At 72.9% G+C, this 21,323-nt stretch carries 21 protein-coding genes, 1 pseudogene and 1 riboswitch; of the genes and pseudogenes, 13 read left to right on the forward strand and 9 right to left on the reverse strand.

Features of this window, described 5'->3' with window-relative positions; all coding sequences use genetic code 11:
* The first annotated feature begins 8 nt into the window (after positions 1–8).
* Complete coding sequence (locus ABZ318_RS10480) at positions 9–512, forward strand: NUDIX hydrolase (protein WP_356902079.1); 504 nt, start codon at positions 9–11, stop codon at positions 510–512.
* A 41-nt stretch (positions 513–553) separates the two neighbouring features.
* Here ABZ318_RS10480 and ABZ318_RS10485 read toward each other — a convergent pair whose 3' ends face one another.
* Complete coding sequence (locus ABZ318_RS10485; protein WP_356902080.1) at positions 554–1,078, reverse strand: hypothetical protein; 525 nt, start codon at positions 1,076–1,078, stop codon at positions 554–556.
* Between the two features lie 109 nt (positions 1,079–1,187).
* Between ABZ318_RS10485 and ABZ318_RS10490 the strand changes: the two genes are divergently transcribed.
* The 3 genes from ABZ318_RS10490 (at position 1,188) to ABZ318_RS10500 (ending at position 2,702) form a co-directional block, all read left to right on the forward strand.
* Positions 1,188–1,835 (forward strand): DUF6629 family protein, encoded by a 648-nt coding sequence (locus tag ABZ318_RS10490; protein ID WP_356902081.1) that lies wholly within the window; start codon positions 1,188–1,190, stop codon positions 1,833–1,835.
* Between the two features lie 30 nt (positions 1,836–1,865).
* Positions 1,866–2,078, forward strand: a complete 213-nt coding sequence (locus tag ABZ318_RS10495; RefSeq protein ID WP_356902082.1) for a hypothetical protein — start codon at positions 1,866–1,868, stop codon at positions 2,076–2,078.
* A 123-nt stretch (positions 2,079–2,201) separates the two neighbouring features.
* Positions 2,202–2,702, forward strand: a complete 501-nt coding sequence (locus ABZ318_RS10500) for a peptidylprolyl isomerase (protein ID WP_356902083.1) — start codon at positions 2,202–2,204, stop codon at positions 2,700–2,702.
* Between the two features lie 173 nt (positions 2,703–2,875).
* On the opposite strand, the gene ABZ318_RS10505 is transcribed toward ABZ318_RS10500, so the two are convergent.
* The 3 genes from ABZ318_RS10505 to ABZ318_RS10515 form a co-directional block, all read right to left on the reverse strand.
* Positions 2,876–3,712 carry an NAD(P)H-binding protein gene (locus tag ABZ318_RS10505; RefSeq protein ID WP_356902084.1) on the reverse strand — a complete coding sequence of 279 codons (837 nt, stop codon included), beginning with the start codon at positions 3,710–3,712 and terminating at the stop codon, positions 2,876–2,878.
* Positions 3,713–3,882: 170 nt separating this feature from the next.
* Positions 3,883–4,131: a type B 50S ribosomal protein L31 gene (locus ABZ318_RS10510; protein WP_356902085.1), complete on the reverse strand. Its 249-nt coding sequence runs from the start codon at positions 4,129–4,131 to the stop codon at positions 3,883–3,885.
* A gap of 124 nt (positions 4,132–4,255) precedes the next feature.
* Complete coding sequence (locus ABZ318_RS10515; protein ID WP_356902086.1) at positions 4,256–6,790, reverse strand: SpoIIE family protein phosphatase; 2,535 nt, start codon at positions 6,788–6,790, stop codon at positions 4,256–4,258.
* 489 nt (positions 6,791–7,279) lie between these two features.
* On the opposite strand from ABZ318_RS10515, the gene ABZ318_RS10520 reads away from it, so the two are divergent.
* From ABZ318_RS10520 to ABZ318_RS10530, 3 genes are all read left to right on the forward strand, one after another.
* Positions 7,280–8,044 (forward strand): alpha/beta hydrolase, encoded by a 765-nt coding sequence (locus tag ABZ318_RS10520; protein WP_356902087.1) that lies wholly within the window; start codon positions 7,280–7,282, stop codon positions 8,042–8,044.
* Positions 8,045–8,209: 165 nt separating this feature from the next.
* Positions 8,210–8,806 carry a hypothetical protein gene (locus ABZ318_RS10525; RefSeq protein ID WP_356902088.1) on the forward strand — a complete coding sequence of 199 codons (597 nt, stop codon included), beginning with the start codon at positions 8,210–8,212 and terminating at the stop codon, positions 8,804–8,806.
* A 253-nt stretch (positions 8,807–9,059) separates the two neighbouring features.
* Complete coding sequence (locus ABZ318_RS10530) at positions 9,060–10,364, forward strand: phosphoribosyltransferase family protein (RefSeq protein WP_356902089.1); 1,305 nt, start codon at positions 9,060–9,062, stop codon at positions 10,362–10,364.
* Here ABZ318_RS10530 and ABZ318_RS10535 read toward each other — a convergent pair.
* The gene (locus ABZ318_RS10535) at positions 10,348–11,229 is read right to left on the reverse strand and encodes a LysM peptidoglycan-binding domain-containing protein (protein WP_356902090.1); all 882 of its coding nucleotides are present in this window, start codon (positions 11,227–11,229) and stop codon (positions 10,348–10,350) included. The two genes, ABZ318_RS10530 and ABZ318_RS10535, sit on opposite strands and share 17 nt — an antisense overlap.
* Positions 11,230–11,233: 4 nt before the next feature.
* A riboswitch (cyclic di-AMP (ydaO/yuaA leader) is annotated at positions 11,234–11,418 on the reverse strand.
* 379 nt (positions 11,419–11,797) lie between these two features.
* Here ABZ318_RS10535 and ABZ318_RS10540 point away from each other — a divergent pair.
* Positions 11,798–12,400, forward strand: coding sequence for a hypothetical protein (locus ABZ318_RS10540; protein WP_356902091.1), 603 nt, complete (start codon positions 11,798–11,800; stop codon positions 12,398–12,400).
* Positions 12,401–12,486: 86 nt separating this feature from the next.
* On the opposite strand, the gene ABZ318_RS10545 is transcribed toward ABZ318_RS10540, so the two are convergent.
* Positions 12,487–14,511, reverse strand: coding sequence for a phosphocholine-specific phospholipase C (locus ABZ318_RS10545; protein ID WP_356902092.1), 2,025 nt, complete (start codon positions 14,509–14,511; stop codon positions 12,487–12,489).
* 214 nt (positions 14,512–14,725) lie between these two features.
* Entirely contained in the window at positions 14,726–15,532 is an 807-nt protein-coding gene (locus tag ABZ318_RS10550) for a DeoR/GlpR family DNA-binding transcription regulator (protein WP_356902093.1), read from the reverse strand.
* A gap of 173 nt (positions 15,533–15,705) precedes the next feature.
* On the opposite strand from ABZ318_RS10550, the gene ABZ318_RS10555 reads away from it, so the two are divergent.
* Both ABZ318_RS10555 and ABZ318_RS10560 read left to right on the forward strand, forming a co-directional pair.
* Positions 15,706–16,629 carry a sugar isomerase gene (locus ABZ318_RS10555; protein ID WP_356902094.1) on the forward strand — a complete coding sequence of 308 codons (924 nt, stop codon included), beginning with the start codon at positions 15,706–15,708 and terminating at the stop codon, positions 16,627–16,629.
* A 39-nt stretch (positions 16,630–16,668) separates the two neighbouring features.
* Complete coding sequence (locus ABZ318_RS10560) at positions 16,669–17,502, forward strand: class II fructose-bisphosphate aldolase (protein WP_356902095.1); 834 nt, start codon at positions 16,669–16,671, stop codon at positions 17,500–17,502.
* 81 nt (positions 17,503–17,583) lie between these two features.
* On the opposite strand, the gene ABZ318_RS10565 is transcribed toward ABZ318_RS10560, so the two are convergent.
* Positions 17,584–18,030 carry a nitroreductase family deazaflavin-dependent oxidoreductase gene (locus ABZ318_RS10565; protein WP_356902096.1) on the reverse strand — a complete coding sequence of 149 codons (447 nt, stop codon included), beginning with the start codon at positions 18,028–18,030 and terminating at the stop codon, positions 17,584–17,586.
* Between the two features lie 257 nt (positions 18,031–18,287).
* Here ABZ318_RS10565 and ABZ318_RS10570 point away from each other — a divergent pair, with 257 nt between their 5' ends.
* The 3 genes and pseudogenes from ABZ318_RS10570 to ABZ318_RS10580 form a co-directional block, all read left to right on the forward strand.
* Complete coding sequence (locus ABZ318_RS10570; protein WP_356902097.1) at positions 18,288–19,286, forward strand: serine/threonine dehydratase; 999 nt, start codon at positions 18,288–18,290, stop codon at positions 19,284–19,286.
* A gap of 95 nt (positions 19,287–19,381) precedes the next feature.
* Positions 19,382–19,810: a nucleoside deaminase gene (locus ABZ318_RS10575; RefSeq protein ID WP_356902098.1), complete on the forward strand. Its 429-nt coding sequence runs from the start codon at positions 19,382–19,384 to the stop codon at positions 19,808–19,810.
* Positions 19,811–19,819: 9 nt separating this feature from the next.
* Positions 19,820–19,953, forward strand: a pseudogene (locus tag ABZ318_RS10580) (GNAT family N-acetyltransferase); the annotation flags it as partial.
* Positions 19,954–19,968: 15 nt separating this feature from the next.
* Here ABZ318_RS10580 and ABZ318_RS10585 read toward each other — a convergent pair.
* Positions 19,969–21,234, reverse strand: coding sequence for a serine hydrolase domain-containing protein (locus ABZ318_RS10585; protein ID WP_356902099.1), 1,266 nt, complete (start codon positions 21,232–21,234; stop codon positions 19,969–19,971).
* Positions 21,235–21,323 lie beyond the last annotated feature (89 nt).

Here is a 21,323-nt window from a genome sequence, read left to right on the forward strand (position 1 = left end):
AGCCGCCCATGGCGAACACCTGGCTGCCGCCCGCCGAGTACGTCGACACGCTGCCGAGAGCGACGGCGTACGCCTGCCTCTACTTCACCGACACCGCCGGCCGCCCCTTCCAGCTCCGGGCCGCCTACCAGACCGAGCCGTGGCAGTGGCCCGGCGGCAACATGGACCCGGGGGAGACCCCCTGGGAGACCGCGGTGCGCGAGTGCCACGAGGAGACCGGGATCGTCTTCACCGGCGAACCGCGCCTCCTCGCCGCCCACTTCGTCACGGACCGGGGCGAGGACTGGCCGGCCAACCACATCGGCTTCATCTTCGACGGGGGCGAGCTGACGGACGAACAGATCGCCGCCGTCGTCCTCGACCCCGAGGAGCACAGCGAGTACCGCCTGCGGACCCTTGAGGAGTGGGAGCGGGAGATGAACCCGCGCGAGTTCGCCCGCCTCGCCGCGATCGACCGGGCGCGAAGGAGCGGGTCGACCGTGTACGTGGAGAGCGGACCCGCCGGGACGTGAGCGCGGGGCCCGTCCACCGGACGGGCCCCGACCCTGCGGGCTCAGGTCCCGCAGCCCACCATCGGGTGGGCGATGTCGACGACGAAGCGCTCCGGCGAGTGCAGCCGGAAGGTCTTGTACTCGGGCTTGGTGTCGAAGGCGGCTCCGATGCCGACCACGCCCTCGAAGTCGCCGGTCAGCGCGACCCCCTTGAGCGCGGGCAGATAGATCTTCAGCAGCCGGGGGCCCTGGTAGACGGACCGGCCGGCGTCGTCGTGGGCGGCCGCGGGGGAGAGCCTGATCTCCAGGAAGTACTTCCCCGCGAGCGGGACCCTGTTCCCCGATCCGTCGTAGTGGAGCGAGCGGGTCTGATGGACGGTGATCGGGGGCATGGCGCCCCGTACGTCGATCACGAGCCGGTCGAAGGTGGCGTGGCCGCCCCAGCGGGCGTTGACGACCAGGGCCGTGGCCGGGGTCGAGGCGCTCGGGGTCGGGGTGCCGGCCGCGCCTGCCGGGATCGTGGCGCCGATTCCGGCGGTCAGCAGGATTCCCGCGGCGACGGCCGCGAGGGTGTGGCGGTGATGCATGACGTCCCCCAATTTCTGCTGTTCCGGGGACAGTGGTGTCACTGGCAGAGACAACCACCACAACGATACGGTTCCACCCGTTTCGCCGTATATAGGGTAAAAATTCTCCATGTGCTGGAGCGCGACCGCCGACCTCTGGGCGGGCCTCGGGATCGGCGCCGTCGGCGTCGCCTCCCTGGCCTCCGTACGCCGCCCCGGGGACGCGCCGCTCGCCGCTCTGCCCCTCCTTCTCGGTGCCCACCAGGTCGTGGAGGCCGCCGTCTGGCACGCCGGCGGCGGAACCGGGCCCGCCACCCTCGTCTGGGCCGTGATCGCCCTCCCCCTGCTGCCCCTCTGGGTGTCCTTCGGCGTCCTCGCCGCGGCCCGCCCCGCCGACCGGCCACGGCTGCTCGTACCGCTCGCCGCCGGCCTCGCGACCGCCTCCGTCCTCGCGTACCGCCTCGCCGTCCGCCCCGTCTCGGCCGAGATCCGGGGCCACACCCTCGGCTACGCCGTCGACCTGCCGCACGCGCCGCTGGTCCTCGCCGGATACCTGCTCGCCACCGTCGGGGCGCTGCTCCTCGCCCGCGACCGGCTCCTGCGGACCCTCGGACTCCTCACCGGCCTCGGAGCGGCCGTCTGCGCCCTCCTGTGGCGCACCGAGTTCGTCTCCACCTGGTGCGCCCTCGCGGCGGCCGCCTCCCTGTTGCTGCTCGCCCGGGCCCGCGGGCGGCGGTCGGCGACGCCCGCGGACGGATCCGAGCCCGGCCGGCCGTAACCCGATGGCCTCTCAGTAGTTGACCAGGCCATGAAGAAGCGCAGCATGCTCGCCATCGCCTCCCTCGCCGCAGGCGTCGTCACCGCCATCGTCACCCCGCCGCCGCAGGCCAGCGCCGCTGACAACCCCCTCGCCGGCACGACGGGTCTCCTCCAGGACGACCAGACCGCCACCGTCCTCCACGAGACCGTCCAGGGCGCCGAGGGCGCCCTCCAGAACCAGCAGGGCGGCGGGCTGCTCTGACGCCGCGTCCCAGGTGGCGACCGGTGCCCCGCGTTCCCGACGGACGCGGGGCACCGGCACGCCATGACCCGGGAGGAGGCGGCCCGTGCGCGCGCCGTGCGTGACTAATGACAGGATGTCCTCATGAGCAACGAGAACGTTTACTTCGAGATCAACATCAACGGCGAGTCCGCGGGCCGCATCACCTTCAAGCTGTTCGACGACGTCGTCCCCAAGACGGCCAAGAACTTCCGCGAGCTCTGCACCGGCGAGCACGGCTTCGGCTACGCCGGCTCCCCGTTCCACCGCGTCATCCCGAACTTCATGCTGCAGGGTGGTGACTTCACCAACGGCAACGGCACCGGCGGCAAGAGCATCTACGGCGAGAAGTTCGCCGACGAGAACTTCACGCTGAAGCACGACCGCCCGTTCCTGCTCTCGATGGCGAACGCCGGCCGCAACACCAACGGCTCGCAGTTCTTCATCACCACGATCGTCACCGACTGGCTCGACGGCAAGCACGTCGTCTTCGGCGAGGTCGTCGAGGGCCAGGACCTGGTCAAGAAGATCGAGTCCCTGGGCTCCGGCTCCGGCGCCACCAAGGCCAAGATCGAGATCGCCGAGTCCGGCATCGTGAAGGCCTGATCGCCTCTCCAGGCTGGATCACCCCTTCGGGCCGAATCGTCTCTTCGGGGCCGAATCGCCTTTCGGGCCGAGCGGAGGGCCCGGCGCCCTCGCTCGCCCACCCGGCCGGGGCGGGGAACGCGTTCCGTCGGACGCGTGTCCCTGCCCCGCCGTGTCGCCTGACCCCCGGTGTCTCAGGCGAAGGCAGGCGCGTTCCGCACCGCCCACTCCGAGAAGGGCCGGGGCGCCCGCCCCAACACCCTCTCCACATCGGGGCTCACCCGCTGCTCGTCCGCGCGGGGCTCGCCCATCACCGACAGCATCCCGTCGACGGCCTCCTCCGGCAGGAACCGCACCAGCCGCGTCCGGGCCTCGCCCGCGCTCTGCGCCACGAACTCCACCGGCGCGTCCAGCGCGTCGGCCAGCGCCCGCACCTGCTCACGCGGCGAGACCGCGGCCGGTCCCGTCAGGACGTACGTCCGCCCGGCATGCGCCGGGTCGCGCAGCGCGGCGGCCGCGACCCCGGCGATGTCCGCCGGATCCACCACCGGCAGCGCCACATCCGCGAACGGAGCCGCGACGGTACGCGCCGAGCGCACCTGCTCGGCCCAGAGGAAGGCGTTGGAGGCGAAGCCGCCGGGCCGCAGCACCGTCCACTCGACGCCCGACTCCCGTACCGCCGCCTCGAACGCCCGCAGGATCTCGTGCGACACCGAATCGGTCCGCGTCCCCACCAGCTGCGAGGACTGGAACACGATCCGCCGCACCCCGCAGGCCACCGCCGCCGTCACGATCTCGCGCGGCCGCAGCTCGGCCCCGAGACCCGCGACGAGCAGATACACGGCCTCCGCCCCCTCGAACAGCCCCTTGAGGCCGTCGACATCGGCCAGGTCGCCCTGCCGGTGCGTCACACCGGCGGGCAGCCCCTCGGCCGGACGGCGGCTCACCGCCGTGACCTCCTCGCCGGCCGCGGCCAGCATCTCCACCAGCGGCCGCCCGACGTTTCCGGTCGCTCCGGTCACCACGATCACAGCTGTCCCCTCCAGGGAGTCCGTGGCGGAGCGCGAGCGCCCCGCCGTCTTCGTGACCTCATCCTGGAAGGCGAACTGGCCACCTCCTGGCCAGTTTCACGGACGGATTCCCGACGGCCTCACCTTCTCGACGGCCTCACCTTTCCGGCGGCCTCACTTTCCCGGCGGCCTCACTTCTCCTCGCCGTAGCGGCGCTCGAACCGGGCGACCCGGCCCTCGGAATCCACGGTCCGCGCCTTGCCCGTGTAGAACGGATGGCTCTCGGACGAGATCTCGACGTCGACCACGGGGTACGTCTCGCCGTCGTCCCACTCGATGGTCCGGTCGCTGGTCGCGGTGGACCGGGTCAGAAACGCGTACCCCGCCGAGCGGTCACGGAACACCACGGGGCGGTAATCGGGCTGCTTGTCCTGCTGCACGTGTCCTCCTCGGGCTGCTGCCCTGACTCGTCCGGCCTGGTCGGCACGGCACCCTCAGCCTCCCCGGCCACGCGGTCCCCGACCAGCGCCACGGGCCCGACCGGGTGACACCCGCGCGACCGGCTCAGCCGCCGTCCGTCCACCGTGCGGCGAGCAGCAACGCGATGTCGTCCGGGCGGGACGTGGCGGCCCTGGCCTCCCGGATCAGCCGGTCGGCCGTCTCGGTGAGCGGCAGCGAACCCGTCGCGGCGAAGGCGCTGCTCAGCCGCCCGATCCCCTCGTCGATGTCCTGGCCCGGGCGCTCCACCAGACCGTCCGTGAACAACGCGAGGACCGCCCCCGGAGCCAGCCGCAACCGCGTCACCGGATACGACGCCCGGACATCGACCCCCAGGACCATCCCGCCCGCCAGCTCCACCGGCCGCGCCGTACCGTCCGGCATCCGCAGCAGCGGCTGCGGATGCCCCGCCCGCACCGCCCGCACGTCACCCGTCTCCGGATCGAGCAGTACGTAGCAGCAGCTCGCGAACTGTCCCGGATCCAGATCGATCAGGAGCCGGTTGGTGCCGCGCATCACGTCCTGCGGCCGATGTCCCCCCAGCGCGAACGCCCGGACGGCACTGCGCAGCTGCCCCATGGTGGCCGCGGCCGCCACACCGTGCCCCTGCACGTCGCCGATCACCAGGGCGAGCCGCCCCTGTCCGGTCTCGATCACGTCGTACCAGTCGCCGCCCACGTCCATGCCCTGTGTGCCAGGCAGATAACGGCCCACCGTCTCCACCCCCTCCCGCACCGGCAGCCGGTGCGGGAGCAGCGCGTCCTGCAGCCCCCGCGCGACCGCCGACTCCGTGTCGTACCGCTGTGCCCGCTCCAGGGCCTGTGCGATCAGCCCCGCGAGCGCGGTGAGGACGGTCCGCTCCTCCGGACTGAAGCCGCGCGGCGAGTCGAAGCCGAGGATGCAGGAGCCCACCGGCCGGCCCGAGGCGATCAGGGGAAGGAACGCCCGCGCGCCCGAGTGCGTCTCCATCGGGAGGTCCGGATACGCCAGCCCCAACTGCTCCATGGACTCGAAGAAGAGCGGCCTGCCGGTCGTCAGGGTCTCCACCCCCGGCACGTGGGAGTCCAGGGCCACGCCGTCGAAGGGTTCGAGGAAACCCGGCGGGAAGCCCGTCTCCCAGGCCAGATAGAGCCGCCGGTCGCTCAGCAGGTAGATCGCCAACTGCCGTCCGCCGAAGGCCGGCAGAAGCTCCTCCGTCACGACCGCCGACACCTGGCGCGCCGTCACCGCCTCGGAGAGCGCGATCGCCAGGGCCACCGGCCGGTACAGCGCCGCCGCCCGGTCGTCGGGCTCCGACAGGACGTCGTCCGTACGCCGGCGGCCGCGCGCGGCTCCCGGTGCGACCGGCATCGGTTCCTCCTCCGGGACCAGCACCATCGTCACCCCGTCGCGGCCGGGGTGCAGCGAGACCGACAGCCACCGGCCCCGCTCCGGACGGGCCAGGAAACGCACCGCCTCACCGGAGAGCAGGGCGGCGCGCAACTGCTCCTCGTGGAAAGGGTGACCGAACCAGGGCAGCGCCTCCCACAGCGGCTGCCCCGCCAGCGCCCCGCGCGGCCGTCCCAGCAGGTGCTCCGTCTGCTCGTTGAGGTAGGTGACGCGGCCGAGCCGGTCGACGGCCAGGATGGCCCGCGGCAGCCGGTCCGTGGCGTCCGAGCCGACCAGCCCCGTACCGAGGTCCACGAGCGTCCCCTCGAGCCGGCCGCCACCGGTGACTCCCGTCCCCGGCACGGTCCGCCGCGCACGCGTGGACACCTCAAGCAGGTGGAGGCCGCCGTCCGGCCCCTTCAGCCGGATCCTGCGGACCGACGGCCGACCGTCCGCCCCCGTCGCCTGCCGGGCCGCCGCCCACAGCGCGTATCCGTCCTCGGGATCGAGGAGGGACGTCAGCACCTCGATCGAACAGGGCGAGGAGGCACCCTCCCCGAGGACGGCGCGGAGCCCGTCGTCCAGCGTGACCGTGCCCGTGTCCAGGTCCCAGGCGAAGGAGCCGAACCGGACCGGCGGTCCCGAACCGGTGGGCAGCTGCACGCACACCGGATCCCCGGGCCACTCGACCTCCGTCCCCTGCCGGGCCAGATCGGCCAGGGCCTCACCGAGGCGGAGCGCGCCCCCGGTCATCCGGCTCCGGTCCCGCGCGTCCACCGGGACCCCCGGGCTCGGCGCCCGCAGCGCCACGAGCACCCCGAAGCGCTCGCGGCCCGCGACCACCGGCGCGTACAGCGAGGCGAACGGGAACGGCAGGCTCGCCACCAGTTGGGGGAAACGCCGCATGGCCTCCTCGACGTCGGCGAGATGGACGGACTGGCCCGAGCGGTGCACCTCCGCCACGGGGAACGGCCGGTTCGCGTGCATGCGCCACCACGGCCGGAACAGCGGCCCCGGCAGCCCCACCAGGACCGCGAGGCGCAACAGCCCCGGGGTCCCCGAGCGCAGGTACACCCCGCCCGCGTAACCGCCGACCCCCTCCACCGTCGCGAGGGCCGCCTCCGAGAGGGCCCATGTGAGCGCGCGGGAAACAGGCCCGTTGTCGGCTCCGTTCCCGGACGGACTCCCGGTGCCGCCCGCCGGGCCGGGGCCGGACGCGCCGTGCGAGGTCACACAGCCAGGATCCCCCCGTTCCCGGAGGGCCGCGAAAGCACCCGGGGTCCCGGAACCCCGGGGCCCGAGCGCCCGGGCCCGGCCCGGCCCCGGATCCGTCGAGGCGCTTCCCCTGCCCCGGCCCGGCCCGGCCTGGCCCCGGACCCGTCGAGGCGCTTCCCCTGCCCGGGCCCGGCCCGGCCCGGCCCCGGCGAGGCGACTCCCCGCCCCCGGCCCCGGCGAGGCGTCTCTCCGTCCGGCCCCGGCGAGGTGACTTCCCGGCCCGGCCCCGGCGAGGCGGTCTCCCGGTCCGGCTCCGGCGGGGCGTCTCTCGTCCCGCACCGCCGAGGGTCTCCCGCTCCGGACCGCCAAGGGGTCTCCCGCCCCGGATCCGGCGCGCTCCCGCGCGCCCCGCCCGATGGTGTTGACCCCACGCGTCCGGGCCGTCACACTCGGTCGTCGACCGCCGCCGTCGGCGCGCGGCGCACGACCTCGCGAGCAGGGGGCACGATGACGGGGCAGGTTCTTCCGTACGACGTACACGGCGAGGGCCCCGGGAGGGCCCTCGTGCTGCACAACTGGTTCGGCGACCGCACCAGCTTCGCCCCGCTGCGCGCCCATCTGGACGGCGACCTCGGCACGTACGCCTTCGTCGACTGCCGGGGTTACGGCGACGCCCTCGACCACGCGGGCGCCTACACCATGGAGGAGGTCGCGGGCGACGCCCTCGCGGTCGCCGACGACCTCGGCTGGGACTCGTTCTCCGTCATCGGTCACTCGATGGGCGGCAAGGCGGCCCAGCTGATGCTGCTCGACGCCCCCGACCGGATCAGTTCGATCATCGGTGTCTCTCCGGTCTCCGCCGCCGGCTTCCCGCTCGACGGGGAGACCTGGGAGCTCTTCGCCGGAGCCGCCGACGAGCCGGCCAACCGGCGCACGATCATCGACAACACCACCGGCGGGCGCTACGACGACGCGTGGCTGGGCGCACTCGTCGACCGTTCCGTCACCCGCTCCTCCGCGACGGCCTTCCGCGCCTACCTGGACTCCTGGTCCCGCACCGACTTCCACGAGCGGGTCCGCGACAACCCCACGCCCGTCCTGCTCGTCGTCGGCGCCCACGACCCCGCGCTCGGGTCCGAGGCGATGGAGGCCACCTGGCTGCGCTGGTACCCCAACGCCCGCCTCGAAGTCCTCAAGGACGCCGGTCACTACGCCCCCGAGGAGACCCCACAGGCCCTCGCCGAGGCCATCGAGGCCTTCCTCGGCGCCTGAGGCCTCGGCCTCGGCTTCCGGCCTCGGCTTCGGTCTCATCCGAAGGTCGACGGAGTCGACGACTTTCGAGGACAGCGGCGGGGCCCCTCGGCAGCGGATCATCGTGCTCACGACCTCAGGGGGCGGTCTTCCAGGGACCGTCCACGACCGGCAGGAGCACGACCGATGGGCCTCGCACAGTCGCAGCACCGCTTCCTCGTACGGCAGAAGGTGACGCCCATGGCCAACCGCTACCTGGTGCACACCGTCGGACCGGACGGCGAGGAGGGCGAACTCGTCGCCTTCGCCCACCAGAAGAGGATGGCTCTCAAGGAGCACGTCACCTTCTACACCGACGAGTCCCAGCGTCAGGTCCTCTTCACCTTCAAGGCCCGTCAGGTCATCGACCTCGGTGCGACGTACGACGTGGTCGGCGCCTCCGGCACCCGACTGGGCAGCTTCCGGAAGGACTTCGGCGCGTCCCTGCTGCGGAGCACCTGGCACCTGAGCCGGGACGACGAGAAGGGGGAGGCCACCGGGCAGGAGCGGAACCAGGTGGTGGCGCTGCTGCGGCGGGCCTGGGAGTTCCTGCCGTTCGTGGACCTCGTCCCGTTCATCGTGCCGTACCACTTCGACTTCGCCGAGGGCGGCCGGCCCGTCATGTCCGTCGACAAGCTCTTCGGCATCCGGGACCGGTACGTGCTCGACATAGCCGACCCGGAGCTCGACCGGCGGCTCGCCATAGCCCAGACCGTGGCCCTCGACGCCCTGCAGTCCCGCTGACCGAGCCGGGGCCTCGTCGGTCACCGGCGTGCCGAGCCGGCACCGGTCCGCTCGCCGGGTGGGCTTGCCGTCCACGTGGGGCCGCCGTCTGCGAGGGCCGCTGTCCGCCCGGGGCCGCCGTCCCGCCCGGGGCCGCCTTCCGGGGCGCCCCGCCGACGAGGGCGACGCGTCTACCCTGGAAGGACGGGCAGGGGACGGGGCACTCCGTTCCTCCCCGCGCCCGAGCCGCGCACCGGCGGAAGGGCGGCGGATCATGTTCTTCAGCGATCGCACCGACGCGGGGCGGCAGCTCGCCGCCCGGCTCGACCACCTCAAGGGCCATGACGTCGTGGTCCTCGGGCTTCCGCGGGGCGGTGTGCCGGTGGCGGTGGAGGTCGCCGACGCCCTCGACGCGCCGCTCGACATCTGTCTCGTACGGAAGCTCGGTGTGCCGCACCAGCCGGAGCTCGCGATGGGGGCGCTCGGCGAGGGGGGCGTGCGGGTGCTCAACGAACGGGTGCTCCGCGAGACCCGTGTGGGCGACCACGACCTCGCCGCGGTGGAGGAGCGTGAGCACGCCGAGCTCGACCAGCGCGCCCGCCGCTACCGGGGCAGCCGGCCCTCCGTGCCCCTCGACGGGCGGACGGTCGTCGTGGTCGACGACGGGCTGGCGACGGGGGCCACGGCGCTGGCGGCCTGCCGGGTGGTCCGGGCCCGGGGCGCCGCCCGGATCGTCCTCGCCGTCCCGGTGGCGCCACGGGGCTGGACGGCCCGCGTCGGCGACGATGCCGACGAGGCCGTCAGCGTGCACACGCCGGACCTCTTCTTCGCGATCGGGCAGTTCTACCAGGACTTCTCGCAGACACCGGACGCCGAGGTCATCGCCTGCCTGGACCGGAGCAAAGCCGCGCGGAACCCCGACGCGCAGGGCACGGACGTGCGGATCCCGGTCTCCGGCGTCACCCTCGTCGGGCGGCTCGCGGTGCCCGAGGGCGCCGACGGCATCGTCCTGTTCGCCCACGGCAGTGGCAGCAGCCGCCACAGCCCCCGGAACCGGGCGGTCGCGGGGGTGCTCAACCGGGCGGGCCTCGGGACCCTCCTCTTCGACCTGCTGACCGAGGCGGAGGCGGAGGACCGTGAGCGTGTCTTCGACACCCGGCTCCTCGCCGGGCGGCTGGCCGGGGCCACGGAGTGGCTGGCCGGGAGGCCCGGGAGCACGGGACTCCCGCTCGGGTACTTCGGTGCGAGCACGGGCGCGGCCGCCGCGCTGTGGGCGGCCGCCGACCCCGCGTCACCCGTGAGCGCCGTCGTCTCGCGGGGCGGTCGGCCGGACCTCGCGGCCGAGCACCTGGCCCGGGTGCGTGCTCCGACGCTCCTGGTGGTGGGCGGCGCGGACGCGATGGTCCTGGACCTCAACCGGCGGGCCCTGGCCCTGCTGCGCTGCGAGAACCGGCTCGCCGTGGTGGGGGGCGCCGGCCACCTCTTCGAGGAGCCGGGCGCCCTGGAGGAGGTGGCGGACCTCGCCACCTCCTGGTTCGCCGAGCACTTCCGGCGTCAGGGGATCAGTACGCCGAGTTGACGTTGTCGATGGAGCCGTAGCGGTCGGCCGCGTAGTTGCAGGCGGCGGTGATGTTGGCGACCGGGTCGAACAGGTCCATGGAGGTGCCGGGCACGTGGTAGGCGAGGAAGGTCGGCTCGATGACCTGGAGCAGGCCCTTGGAGGGGGTGCCGGCGACCGCGTTGGAGTCCCAGAGGTTGATGGCCTGGGGGTTTCCGGACGACTCGCGCATGACGTTGCGGAGGATCCCGTCGTAGGAGCCGGGGATGCCGTGCTGGCCCATGATGGCCAGGGACTCCCGGATCCAGCCGTCGAGGTTGTCGGCGTAGTTCGTGGCGGCGGCAGGGGCGGCCTGGCCGGCGGCGGGTGCGGCGGCGACGGCCTGCGCGGCGGAGGCGCCCGCACCGGTGGCGACGGCGGGAGCGGCCGGCCGGCGCTCGGAGCGGCTCGCCCGTTCGGTCGTGGCGGACTTCTTCGCCTTCGCCTGCGCGGGGGCGGCCTTGACGGAATCCCGACGAATCGTCAGTTCGAGGCCGGGGCGAATGAGTGACGGGTTGTCACCCACGACGCTCTTGTTGGCACGGTAAAGGCTCTTCCAGCCTCCCTGAATTCCCTTCTTGTGGGCGATCAGGGAAAGCGAGTCGCCACTCACGACGGTGTACGTGCGTGCGGCGGCCGGGGCGGCGGGGGCCTTGGCGGCGGTCTGCGCGGCGGGAGCGGCGAGGGACTGGGCGGCGATCTCGGGGGCGCCGGACACGGGCGCGGCGTCGGCGACGGCCGGGGCGACGAGCGGCAGGGTGAGTGCGGCGCCACTCGTGCCGACCAGGGCGAGGCCTCGGGAGACGGGGCTGCGGCGGGGGCGGCGGTGCTTACCGTGAGCAGGCATGACGGTTTCCTCTCCGGCGCCTGCGGGGTGAGCTGTCGGGTTCGGACGGGAGATGTCCGGCCGCGCGCACGCGGCTTCACCCCGAGCCGTTCCGGATTCCGGACCGGCGTATTCGTGGGTCCCCCGCTCCTGCCGTCGGGTGAAAAGGGAGGTTTACCGAGCGGCGGCAGGATTGGGCGTTCCGCTCGAATGGAGGTGACCGTAGGCCAGTAATGCGACGGATAACAAGGGGGAGGTGTCTCTGGTATCCGGAAATGGATCACGGAATTCGGTTAATTCAAGATCGATGCCGTCCGGGAGGCGTTGAACTTCCTTGCCCAGTACGGGGTGGGGGAGGGGGTCGCCGGACTGTCGGGCCGTGTGAGTGAGCCGTGTCACTCGAAGCGCAATGTCCCATTTGTTGCTTAATTCCTTTCATGGGTAAATAGGATGGTAATTCATATGGTGGGGTGTTCGTCGAGAAGGGGAGAGGTGGCGCGGAGGTGGCGACTCTCCGTGTGGAGGCGAAAGCCGCGAAACCGACATTCCGTCTTGAAGGATGGAGGGAGCCGACTCAGGAGACACCCCCATGCCGCCCTCCACCTCCCTGCTCAGCCCCGACGCCCTCGACCGCGAGGCGGCCGCCCTCTTCGAGAGCGCCACCTGGCAGCGGATCGTCACGGACTGGACCGCCCCCCAGGAGCCGCCGCCGGCGGAGGAGGGCTGGCGGGCGCTGCTCAGCGTGCCGGTGGACCGGCTCGTGGCCGACGCCCTGGCCTCCCTGCCTCCCAAGCTCCCCTCCGAGCGCCGCATCCCGGGGCGGCTCGGAGCCGTGCTGCCGGACCGGCTGCACACCTGGCGCCGCATCGGCCAGGCCGAGCTCCGTCCCTCGGTCCACCTCGGCTACGCGCGCCTGGTGCTGACGGAGTGGGGCTGGCAGAACGCCCCGTACAAGCTGCGTGACGTGCGTGGCGCCCGGTGCGTCTGCGGGGCCCTCCTCGCCGCCCACCGGCTCGGCTACGGCAGCGCCGACACCATGAACGAGGCGGCCGCCTGGATCATGACCGAACTGCGGTCGCGCGGGTGGCAGGGGCTGATCGGGCCGTGGAACAGGGCCCCCGGCCGCACCGGAGCCGACGCCGTGGCGCTCCTCGACGCCACGGTCCGCCGCGCCGCGCACGCCGGCCGCTGACGCCACGCCACGCCGGTGCCACGCTGGTGCCGCGCCGGTGCCGGGCGGCGACCGGAAGGCCGCTGCCCGGCACGCGGGGGAGGGGGTCAGCCGCTGACGCTCGGGGCTCCGGTCTCGATGTGTCCGGTGTACCGGCGCGACCAGCTTCCGTCGATGTCGGCGAGGATCGTGAAGTCGTACCAGCCGTCGTTGTACGCCACCGCGTTGAAGAAGTCCTCGCGGCTGGAGTTCGCCGGCACCGTATAGGTCCACGGACCGTCCGAGCGGTAGGCGTTCGAGCGGATCGTGAAGGTGACGGGCCCGGCCGAGGTGTTGGTCATCCTGAACCACAGGGCCGTCTTGCCCGTCCCCGCCTCGGGCGCGAACCGGGCCGCCACCTCGACGGCCTTGCCCGCCTTGGAGGCGTCCCCGACGAAGCGGCGCAGGAAACGGTTCGGGCCCATCATCGAGATGTCGTACTTCCCCGACCCCGAGCCGAGGCCGATGTTGAAGTAGTCGGTGGCCGTGCCGCCGGGGTCGACGGTGTACTGCCAGGCGGCGGTGTCCCGGTACTGGTGCGGGTGGATCGAGAAGTGCGCCGACCGCTTGGCCTCCACGCCCTGGTTGGTCATGGAGAACCAGGCGAGGATCTTGCCCGCGGCGCCGAACTCGAAGCGGTCGAGGTTGCCGTTCACCTGGTACGGCAGGGCGCGCGCCGGCCGGGTGCCGGACTCCTGGGCGGGCAGCGCGTTGTTCTGCGGTGCCGGGTTCGGCAGCGGGCCGCAGGTGGCCTGCCCGATCACCTTCGCCGTGGACGGAAGGCCGGCGGGCACTCCGTACACCGGGTGGGCGAAGTCGAAGACCCCGGTCAGATCGCCGGTGACCTTCCGCCGCCAGGCGCTGATGTGGGGGCAGGTGGCCGGGGTGCCGAGCGTTGCCGTCCAGCTCTCCATGAAGCGCAGCACCGACGTGTGGTCGAAGACCTCGGAGCTCACCCAACCACCCCGGGTCCACGGGGACATGACAATCATCGGGACGCGGAAGCCCAGGCCGATCGGCACGCCGTCGAGGTACTCGCCCGCGGTGCCCGGAGGGGCGACCGGCGGCGGCACGTGGTCGAAGAAGCCGTCGTTCTCGTCGTAGTTGAGGAACAGCACCGTGGAATCGAAGACCTCGGGATTCGCGGCGAGCGCACGGTAGACGAGGTCGACGAAGTGGGCGCCGTCCCCCGGAGGGGCGTAGGGGTGCTCGGAGAAGGCCTCGTTCGCGACCACCCACGACACCTGCGGCAGGGTCCCCGCGACGACGTCGGCGCGGATCGCCGCGGCGATGTCGTCCGGCGTCGAGCCGGTCACCTTCGGGACCGAACCCATGCCCCGGTCGTACAGCGGATCCCCGGGCCGTGCGTCGGTGAACTTCTTGAAGTACGCGAGGCCGTTGTCGCCGTAGTTGTCCTGGGCGTTCTGGTAGACCTTCCAGCTCACTCCGGCGCGCTGGAGCGCCTCGGCGTACGTCTCCCAGGTGAGGCCCGACTCGTCGCCACCGTCCTTGCTGGAGCCGTCGATCTTGCCGCTCCACAGGAACGTGCGGTTGGGGCCCGTGGCACTCAGCGTCGAGCAGAAGTACGCGTCGCAGATCGTGTAGTGGTCGGCGAGCGCGTAGTGGAACGGGATGTCCCCGCGGTCGAGGTGGCCGAGCGTCCGGGTGTTGCCCACGCCCGTGACCCAGTTGTCGAGGCGCCCCTTGTTCCAGGCGGCGTGCTGCGAGGTCCAGCTGTGCGGCAGGTCGCCGTTGCACTGCGCGAGGGTCTCGCCGTCGACACCGCCGGCCGGTGGGGTGTCGCTGAGCTTCCAGGGGTACTGGCGGCCGCCCCAGTTGGGCTGGTTGAACATGCCCCAGCCGCCGGGCAGATTGCCGGCTGCGCGGTCGCCGAAGCCCCGCACGCCCTTCAGGGTGCCGAAGTAGTGGTCGAAACTGCGGTTCTCCTGCATGAGGATCACCACGTGCCGGACGTCGGCGAGGGTGCCGGTCGCGGTGCTCGCGGCGGCGGACGCCCGGACCGGCGGAAGCGCGGCTCCCGCCATGAGCCCCGCGCCGATCCCGACGAACCCCCTGCGGCTGATGGGAATCATGCCTCGCCCCTCCTGTCACGGTGTGCCCCGGCGGCACGTCGGAGACATGATGAGGGAGGGGAGCTTAAAGGTATACAGCCGTGCGGTAATTACTCGATGAATACCCGCAGGACCTGGGGAGCCAAGCTCTGGATTGGTTCGACATCAGACCAATGAGTCGGATGTCGGGCCAATGGGCAGGTGCCGGGCGAGGGGTGGGGCGTCGGACGACGCGTCAGACGGTGAGGACCTCCACCCCGGCCTCGGTGAGCTGCGCCACCGCCTCCGGGGCGATTCCGGTGTCGGTCACGAGCGTGTCGATCCGGTCCAGGCCGCAGATCCGCGCGAATGCCCTGCGGCCCATCTTCGAGGAGTCGGTCACCACGACGACCCGGCTCGCCCGCTCCGCGAAGAGCCGGCTGATGCTCGCCTCGTCCTCCTGGTGCGCCATCACGCCCAGCTCGGCGTCGACCCCGTCGACACCGAGCACCACCACGTCGAGCACGACCTCGTTGAGCACCCCGACCGTCAGCGGACCCACCAGCTCGTACGTCTGGGGACGGGCGACGCCCCCCGTGGTGACGATCTTGATCTGTGGGCGCACCGCCAGCTCGCCCGCGATGTTGAGCGCGTTGGTCACCACGGTCAGCGCCGGCCCCGCCGACGCGGCGGCCCCCGGCATCTCGGCGCGACCGCTCGCGAACCGCAGTGCGAGCGCCCGCGCGACCTCCGTCGTCGTCGTGCCCCCGTTGAGCCCGACGACCTCGCCGGGCGCGACCAGATCCGCCACCGCCTCCGCGATCCGCCGCTTCTCCGGCGCGTGCCGCGTCGACTTGTACCGCAGGGGCAGCTCGTACGAGACGCCGTGCGCGACCGCCCCGCCCCGCGTCCGTACCAGCAGCTGCTGCTCTGCCAGCTCGTCGAGGTCCCGGCGGATCGTGGCGGCGGAGACGTCGAGCGCGGACGCCGCCTCCTCGACCTCCAGCTTCCCCGAGGCCGCGAGCAGCTCCAGGAGCGCGTTCCACCGCTCGTGCTTGGGCATGGGGCCCTCCCTCCACCGGGGCCGCGACCGCATGACCACCCCGCTCGTGCGCGTCCGATTCTAGCCGCCGACAGGCGTGGAATCTGGAAAGAGGATGCATGTTTCTGCTTGAATGGATGCATCTTCAAGCATCTTCCGTCATTATCGCGCACTCTTCTTGCAAGGAGATCGGCATGACCACTACCCGCACCGCCGTGGAGATCGCCTCCCAGCCGGAGACCTGGCGCCAGGCGGCCCGCACCCTGCCCCAGCACGTCGCGGCCCTGCCCCGACGCGGCGAGCGGGTCGCGGTGATCGGCTGCGGCACCTCCTGGTTCATGGCCCTCGCCTACGCGGAGCTGCGCGAATCGGGCGGCCACGGCGAGACCGACGCCTTCGCCGCCTCCGAATTCCCCTACGGCCGCCGCTACGACCGGGTCGTGGCCATCACCCGCTCCGGCACCACCAGCGAGGTCCTCGCCGTCCTGTCCCGGCTGCGCGGCACGGTCCCCACCGGTGCGATCACGGCGGACCCCACGACCCCGGTGATGGACCTCGCCGACGAGGTCGCCGTCCTCGACTTCGCCGACGAGGAGTCCGTCGTCCAGACCCGCTTCGCGACCACCGTGCTCGCCCTGTTCCGCGCGCACCTGGAGGCCGAGGACGCCCTGCCGGAGGGGCTCGCCACCGTCGAGGAAGCCGCCCGCGACGCCGAACGGGCCCTCACCTCCCCCCTCGACGAGAGCGTGCGCGCGGCGGAGCAGTTCACCTTCCTCGGCACCGGCTGGACGTACGGACTCGCCCTGGAAGCGGGCCTGAAGATGCGCGAGGCGGCCGGCGCCTGGACCGAGGCGTACCCGGCCATGGAGTACCGCCACGGCCCGATCAGCATCACCGGCCCCGGCCGGGTGACCTGGGGCTTCGGCGCCCTGCCCGCGGGACTCGCGGACGAGGTGCGCAAGGTCGGCGGCACCCTCGCCGAGAGCGACCTCGACCCGCTCGCCGAGCTCGTCCGCGCCCAGCGGCTCGCCGTCGCCGTCGCCGAGTCCCAGGGGCTCAACCCGGACACCCCCCGGAACCTGACCCGTTCCGTCGTCCTCACCGACGTCCGTGCCTGACCGCCGCCCCGCCCCCGCTCACCGCCCGGGAGAGACACCATGCCGCTGACGCCCACCGACGAGATCGTCCGCCGCGCCCGCGCCGCGGGCACCGGGGTGGGGGCGTTCAACGTCCTCCAGCTCGAACACGCCCAGGCCATCGTGGCCGGCGCCGAGAACGCCGACCGTCCGGTCGTCCTCCAGATCAGCGAGAACACCGTCCGCTACCACGGCGCCCTGGAACCGGTCGCGCTCGCCTCCCTGGCCGTCGCCCGCGCCGCCAAGACCCCCGTCGCCGTCCACCTCGACCACGCCGAGAACCCCGACCTCGTCCGCGAGGCCGTCGCTCTCGGCCTGGGCTCGGTCATGTTCGACGCCTCGAAGCTCCCGTACGCGGAGAACGTCGCCGCGACCCGCGAGGTCGTGGAGTACTGCCACAGCCACGGCGTCTGGGTCGAGGCCGAACTCGGCGAGGTCGGCGGCAAGGGCGGCGCCCACACCCCGGGCGTACGCACGGACCCCGAGGAGGCACGTGCCTTCGTCGCCGCCACCGGCGTCGACGCCCTCGCGGTCGCGGTCGGCAGCGCCCACCAGATGGTGACCCGGGACGCCGTCCTCGACTTCGACCTGATCGCCCGGTTGCGCGCGGCCGTCGACACCCCGCTCGTCCTGCACGGCTCCTCGGGCGTCTCGGACCCGCACCTCACCGCGGCGATCGCGGCGGGCATGACCAAGGTGAACGTCTCCACCCACCTGAACAAGGCCTTCACCGAGGCCGTCCGCACCCACCTCGCCGAACACCCCACGACGGTCGACCCCCGCACGTACCTGACCCCGGCCCGCGCGGCCGTGGCCCGCGAGGTCGCCCACCTCCTGGCGGTCCTCTCGCCGTGACCCCGGCCCGCTCGGACCTCCTGAAACGCCGTCAGGAGGTCCCGTGCCGAGCCTTCCGCCGCTGCCGACGGGCCCGCCGCCTCACACGTCCTGGACGACCGGCTCCGCGACGAAGAGGGGGATCTCCCGATCGGTCTTGCGCTGGTAGTCGGCGTAGTCCGGGAACGCGGCGACGGCCCGCTCCCACCACGCCTGCCGCTCCTCGCCGGTGACCAGGCGCGTCTTCATGTCCCACACGTGCGTGCCGTCGCGCAGCTCGACCAGGGGCGTGGCCACCAGGTTGTGGTACCAGACGGGGTGCTCGACCGCGCCGCCGTTGGACGCGACGAGCGCGTACGCGCCCTCGTGCTCGACCCGCATGAGCGGGGTCTTGCGGAGCTTGCCGCTCCGGGCGCCGAGGTTCGTGACCAGGACGACGGGAAGGCCCCGCAGCGTCGTGCCCTCGGTGCCGCCGGACGATTCGTACAGCTCGACCTGGTCGCGCACCCACTTCGTCGTGCTGGGCTCGTACTCGCCTTCGAGGGGCATGGCGTGTGTCCTTTCGGATGGCGTCCGGCGGGGCCGGTCCGGTTGCCCCCGACGCTATCCGACACCTCGTGACTCCCGGCGGAGGAACGGGCGCACGGGGCGTGCCCGAGAGGGACGATCCCCCCGCCGTGACCACGCACACGAGCGACACCGACCCCCGCTCCGCCGCCCCCCGACCGCCCGGCCTTCCCGCGCGCACCCGACGTTGAGAAGATCGTCGGCACGACCGTCCGGCCCCGCCCCTTCAGGAGCATCTGGTGCACACCCTCGCGTACGCCGACGTCAAGACCGCCGCCGACCGGATCCACGGCCACATCCGGCCCGTCGCGGTCACCCCCGCCGAGCCCGGAGACGCGCCCCGGGACGAGCCGTACGAGCTCCACTTCGCGCTGGAACTCATGCAGCACACCGGCTCCTTCAAGGCCCGCGGCGCGCAGAACTTCCTCCTCGCGCACCGGGAGGAGGGCACCCTGCCGGCCGCCGGCGTCACCATCGCCTCCGGCGGCAACGCCGGCCTGGCCTGCGCCTGGGCAGCCCGTCGGCAGGGCGTCCGCGCCACCGTCTTCCTTCCCACCACCGCTCCCCAGGTGAAGATCGACAAGCTGCGCGGCTACGACGCCGACGTACGGCTCGTGGGGACGGAGTACGCCGAGGCGCTCGCCGCCTGCGAGGCGTTCGCCGCCGACACCGGCGCCCTCGCCTCCCACGCCTACGACCACCCCCTGATCGCCGCGGGGGCCGGCACCCTCCTCGACGAGATCCACCGGCGGATCCCGGACCTCGACACCGTCGTCGTCGCGGTCGGCGGCGGCGGACTCTTCGCCGGGGTCGCCACCGCCGCCCGGCACCACGGCATCCGTACCGTCGCCGTCGAACCCGAGAACTGCCGCGCCCTCGACGCCGCCGTCCGGGCCGGACGTCCCGTCGACGTGACCGTCGACTCCGTCGCCGCCGACGCCCTCGGCGCCCGCCGCGCCACCTCCCTCGCCGTGAGCGCCGCCCGGCAGGAAGGAGTCCACCCCGTCCTGGTCGCGGACACCGACATCGTCCGCGCCCGCCGGGCCCTCTGGGAGGATCGCCGCCTCGCCGTCGAACACGCCGCAGCCACGGCCCTGGCCGCCCTCACCGCCCCCGCCGAAGCCCGCACCGGCTACCGCCCGGCACCGGGCGAGAAGGTCTGCGTCGTCCTCTGCGGCGCCAACACGGACCCGACGGACCTCACGCGAGCGCAGACCACCGCCGGCCCGTCCCACTAGCGTCCGGGCCGGGGAGCAGACACCGAAGCGACCCGGCAGGCACGCACCACCGCGGCCGCCCACCTCTCCCGACACCACGTCAGAACGGAGCCGTCATGACGACGCCCGACGAGCACACCCTCCTCCGCCGCGCCATCGCCCTCGCCGCCAAGGCGAGGGAAGGCGGCGATCCCCCGTTCGGGTCGCTCCTCGCGGCCCCGGACGGGACCGTCCTGGCCGAGGAGCACAACACCACCCTCACGGACCGGGACATCACCGCGCACCCCGAACTGAAGCTCGCCCGGTGGGCGGCCCGGGAACTGGACCCGGCCACGGCGGCCAAGACCACCATGTACACCAGCTGCCAGCCGTGCGGCATGTGCGAAGCGGTCATCCGGCAGGCGGGCCTCCGCCGCGTCGTGTACGCCCTCTCCCATGAACAGCTCCTCGACATCCGCCCGGCCAGTGGCCGCCCGCCCGTGCCGCAGGACGGCCCCGCCCTGCTCGACGAGGTGCGGGCCGTGGTCGAGGGGTACTACCGCTGACCCGGCCACCTGTCAGCGCCGGAGCTCCTCCCGGAGGTGCTCCCCGCCGTGGAGATCGGCCGGCGCCTCGGCGGTTCTGGGACCAGGGGTACGCCCCCGCGGCCCTGGAGTTCGCCCTCCAGGACCGCGGGCTCGACCGGCTCCCCGCCGGAGGGCCGTCAGTGGCGTTCCGGCAGGTCCCGCTCCGCCGGCAGCGACGAGAAGTCGCGGGCAGCCGGTGAGGAGGCAGCCCGCGAGGACGGCGCCACCGTCGGCTTCTTGCCGCAGAAGGCCGCCTCCAGCGTTCCGCCGAGCGCCGTGTTGGCGGCACCGTGGTTCGAGGTGTTCGCCACGGCCGACAGGCTGCGCCGCCCGTCGCGGGTCGAGAAGGCGTACGTGTAGAAGCCCTGCACGGTGCCCGTGTGGCCGAACACCTGGGTGCCGCAGGACAGGTCGTAACGGCGCAGGCCGAGACCGTAGAACCGGGTGTTGGTGGTGTCCGTCGGCGTGACCGTCGTCATCTCCTCCAGCATCGCCGGGGACAGCAGCCGGCCGCGCATGAGCGCACTGGTGAAGGCGTTCAGATCGGCGGGGCTGGAGATGACCGCCCCGGCCGACTGCGCCCAGGACACGGTCTGTTCCGTGGAGTCCACGAGCGGGTCGCCGGCCGCGTCCGGGTGCAGGTACCCCCGCACGTGCAGGCCCTTGATGCGCGTGTCGGGATGGACGTACGAGGTCCTGCGCAGCTTCAGCGGCTTGAAGATGCGGCGCTCGTACGCGTCGGACACCGGCCGGCCCGTGAGCTTCTCGATGAGCATGCCGACGACCACGAAGTTCGCGTTGGAGTACTTGTACGCCACGCCGGGTTCGGTGGTGCGGGGCTCGCTCAGGGAGAGGTCCACGAGCTCCCGGTAGCTGAACACCCGGTTCCGCACGGCCTCGAAGCCGGGCACGGTGTCGGCGAACATCGCGTCGGTGTAGTCGGCGAGCCCGCTGCGGTGGGTGAGGAGATGCCGGACCGTGATGCGGTCGTCGGGAAGCAGTCCGGGCAGGTACCGGTTGACGGGCGCGTCGAGTTCCAGCCGGCCCTCCTCCACCAACTGCAGGAGCACGACCGTGGAGAACGTCTTGCTGACGCTTCCGATCCGGAACCGCGCGTGGATGTCCATCGGCGCCCCCGACGTCCGGTCCCGGACGCCGGCGGTCCGGCTCTCGACCCCGTCCGGGCCGGTGAAGCGGGCCATCGCCCCCGGAGCGCCGTTGGCCATGGCCGAGTCGAGCGCGGCGGTCACGCCCTCCATGTCCGGGGCGGGAACCGCGGGTGCGGCCGCCGCGGCGGGGGAGAGGGGAGCGGCGAACGCGCTCGTGGCGGGGACGACACCCGCCGCGAGGGCGGCGATCAGTGTGGTGCTCACGGCCAGGCGGCGGTGCGACGAAAGGGGCACGGTGATTCCTCGACTTCTTCCGGAACGTTCGGCGCGGCACTGGGCGGGGGTGGGCCGCAGGGGCGGGGACCGCGTCGCTGCCGCGCGCG

Origin of the sequence: Streptomyces sp. NPDC006197 (genome assembly GCF_040613865.1) — a bacterium.
In the GTDB taxonomy this organism is placed as follows: domain Bacteria; phylum Actinomycetota; class Actinomycetes; order Streptomycetales; family Streptomycetaceae; genus Streptomyces.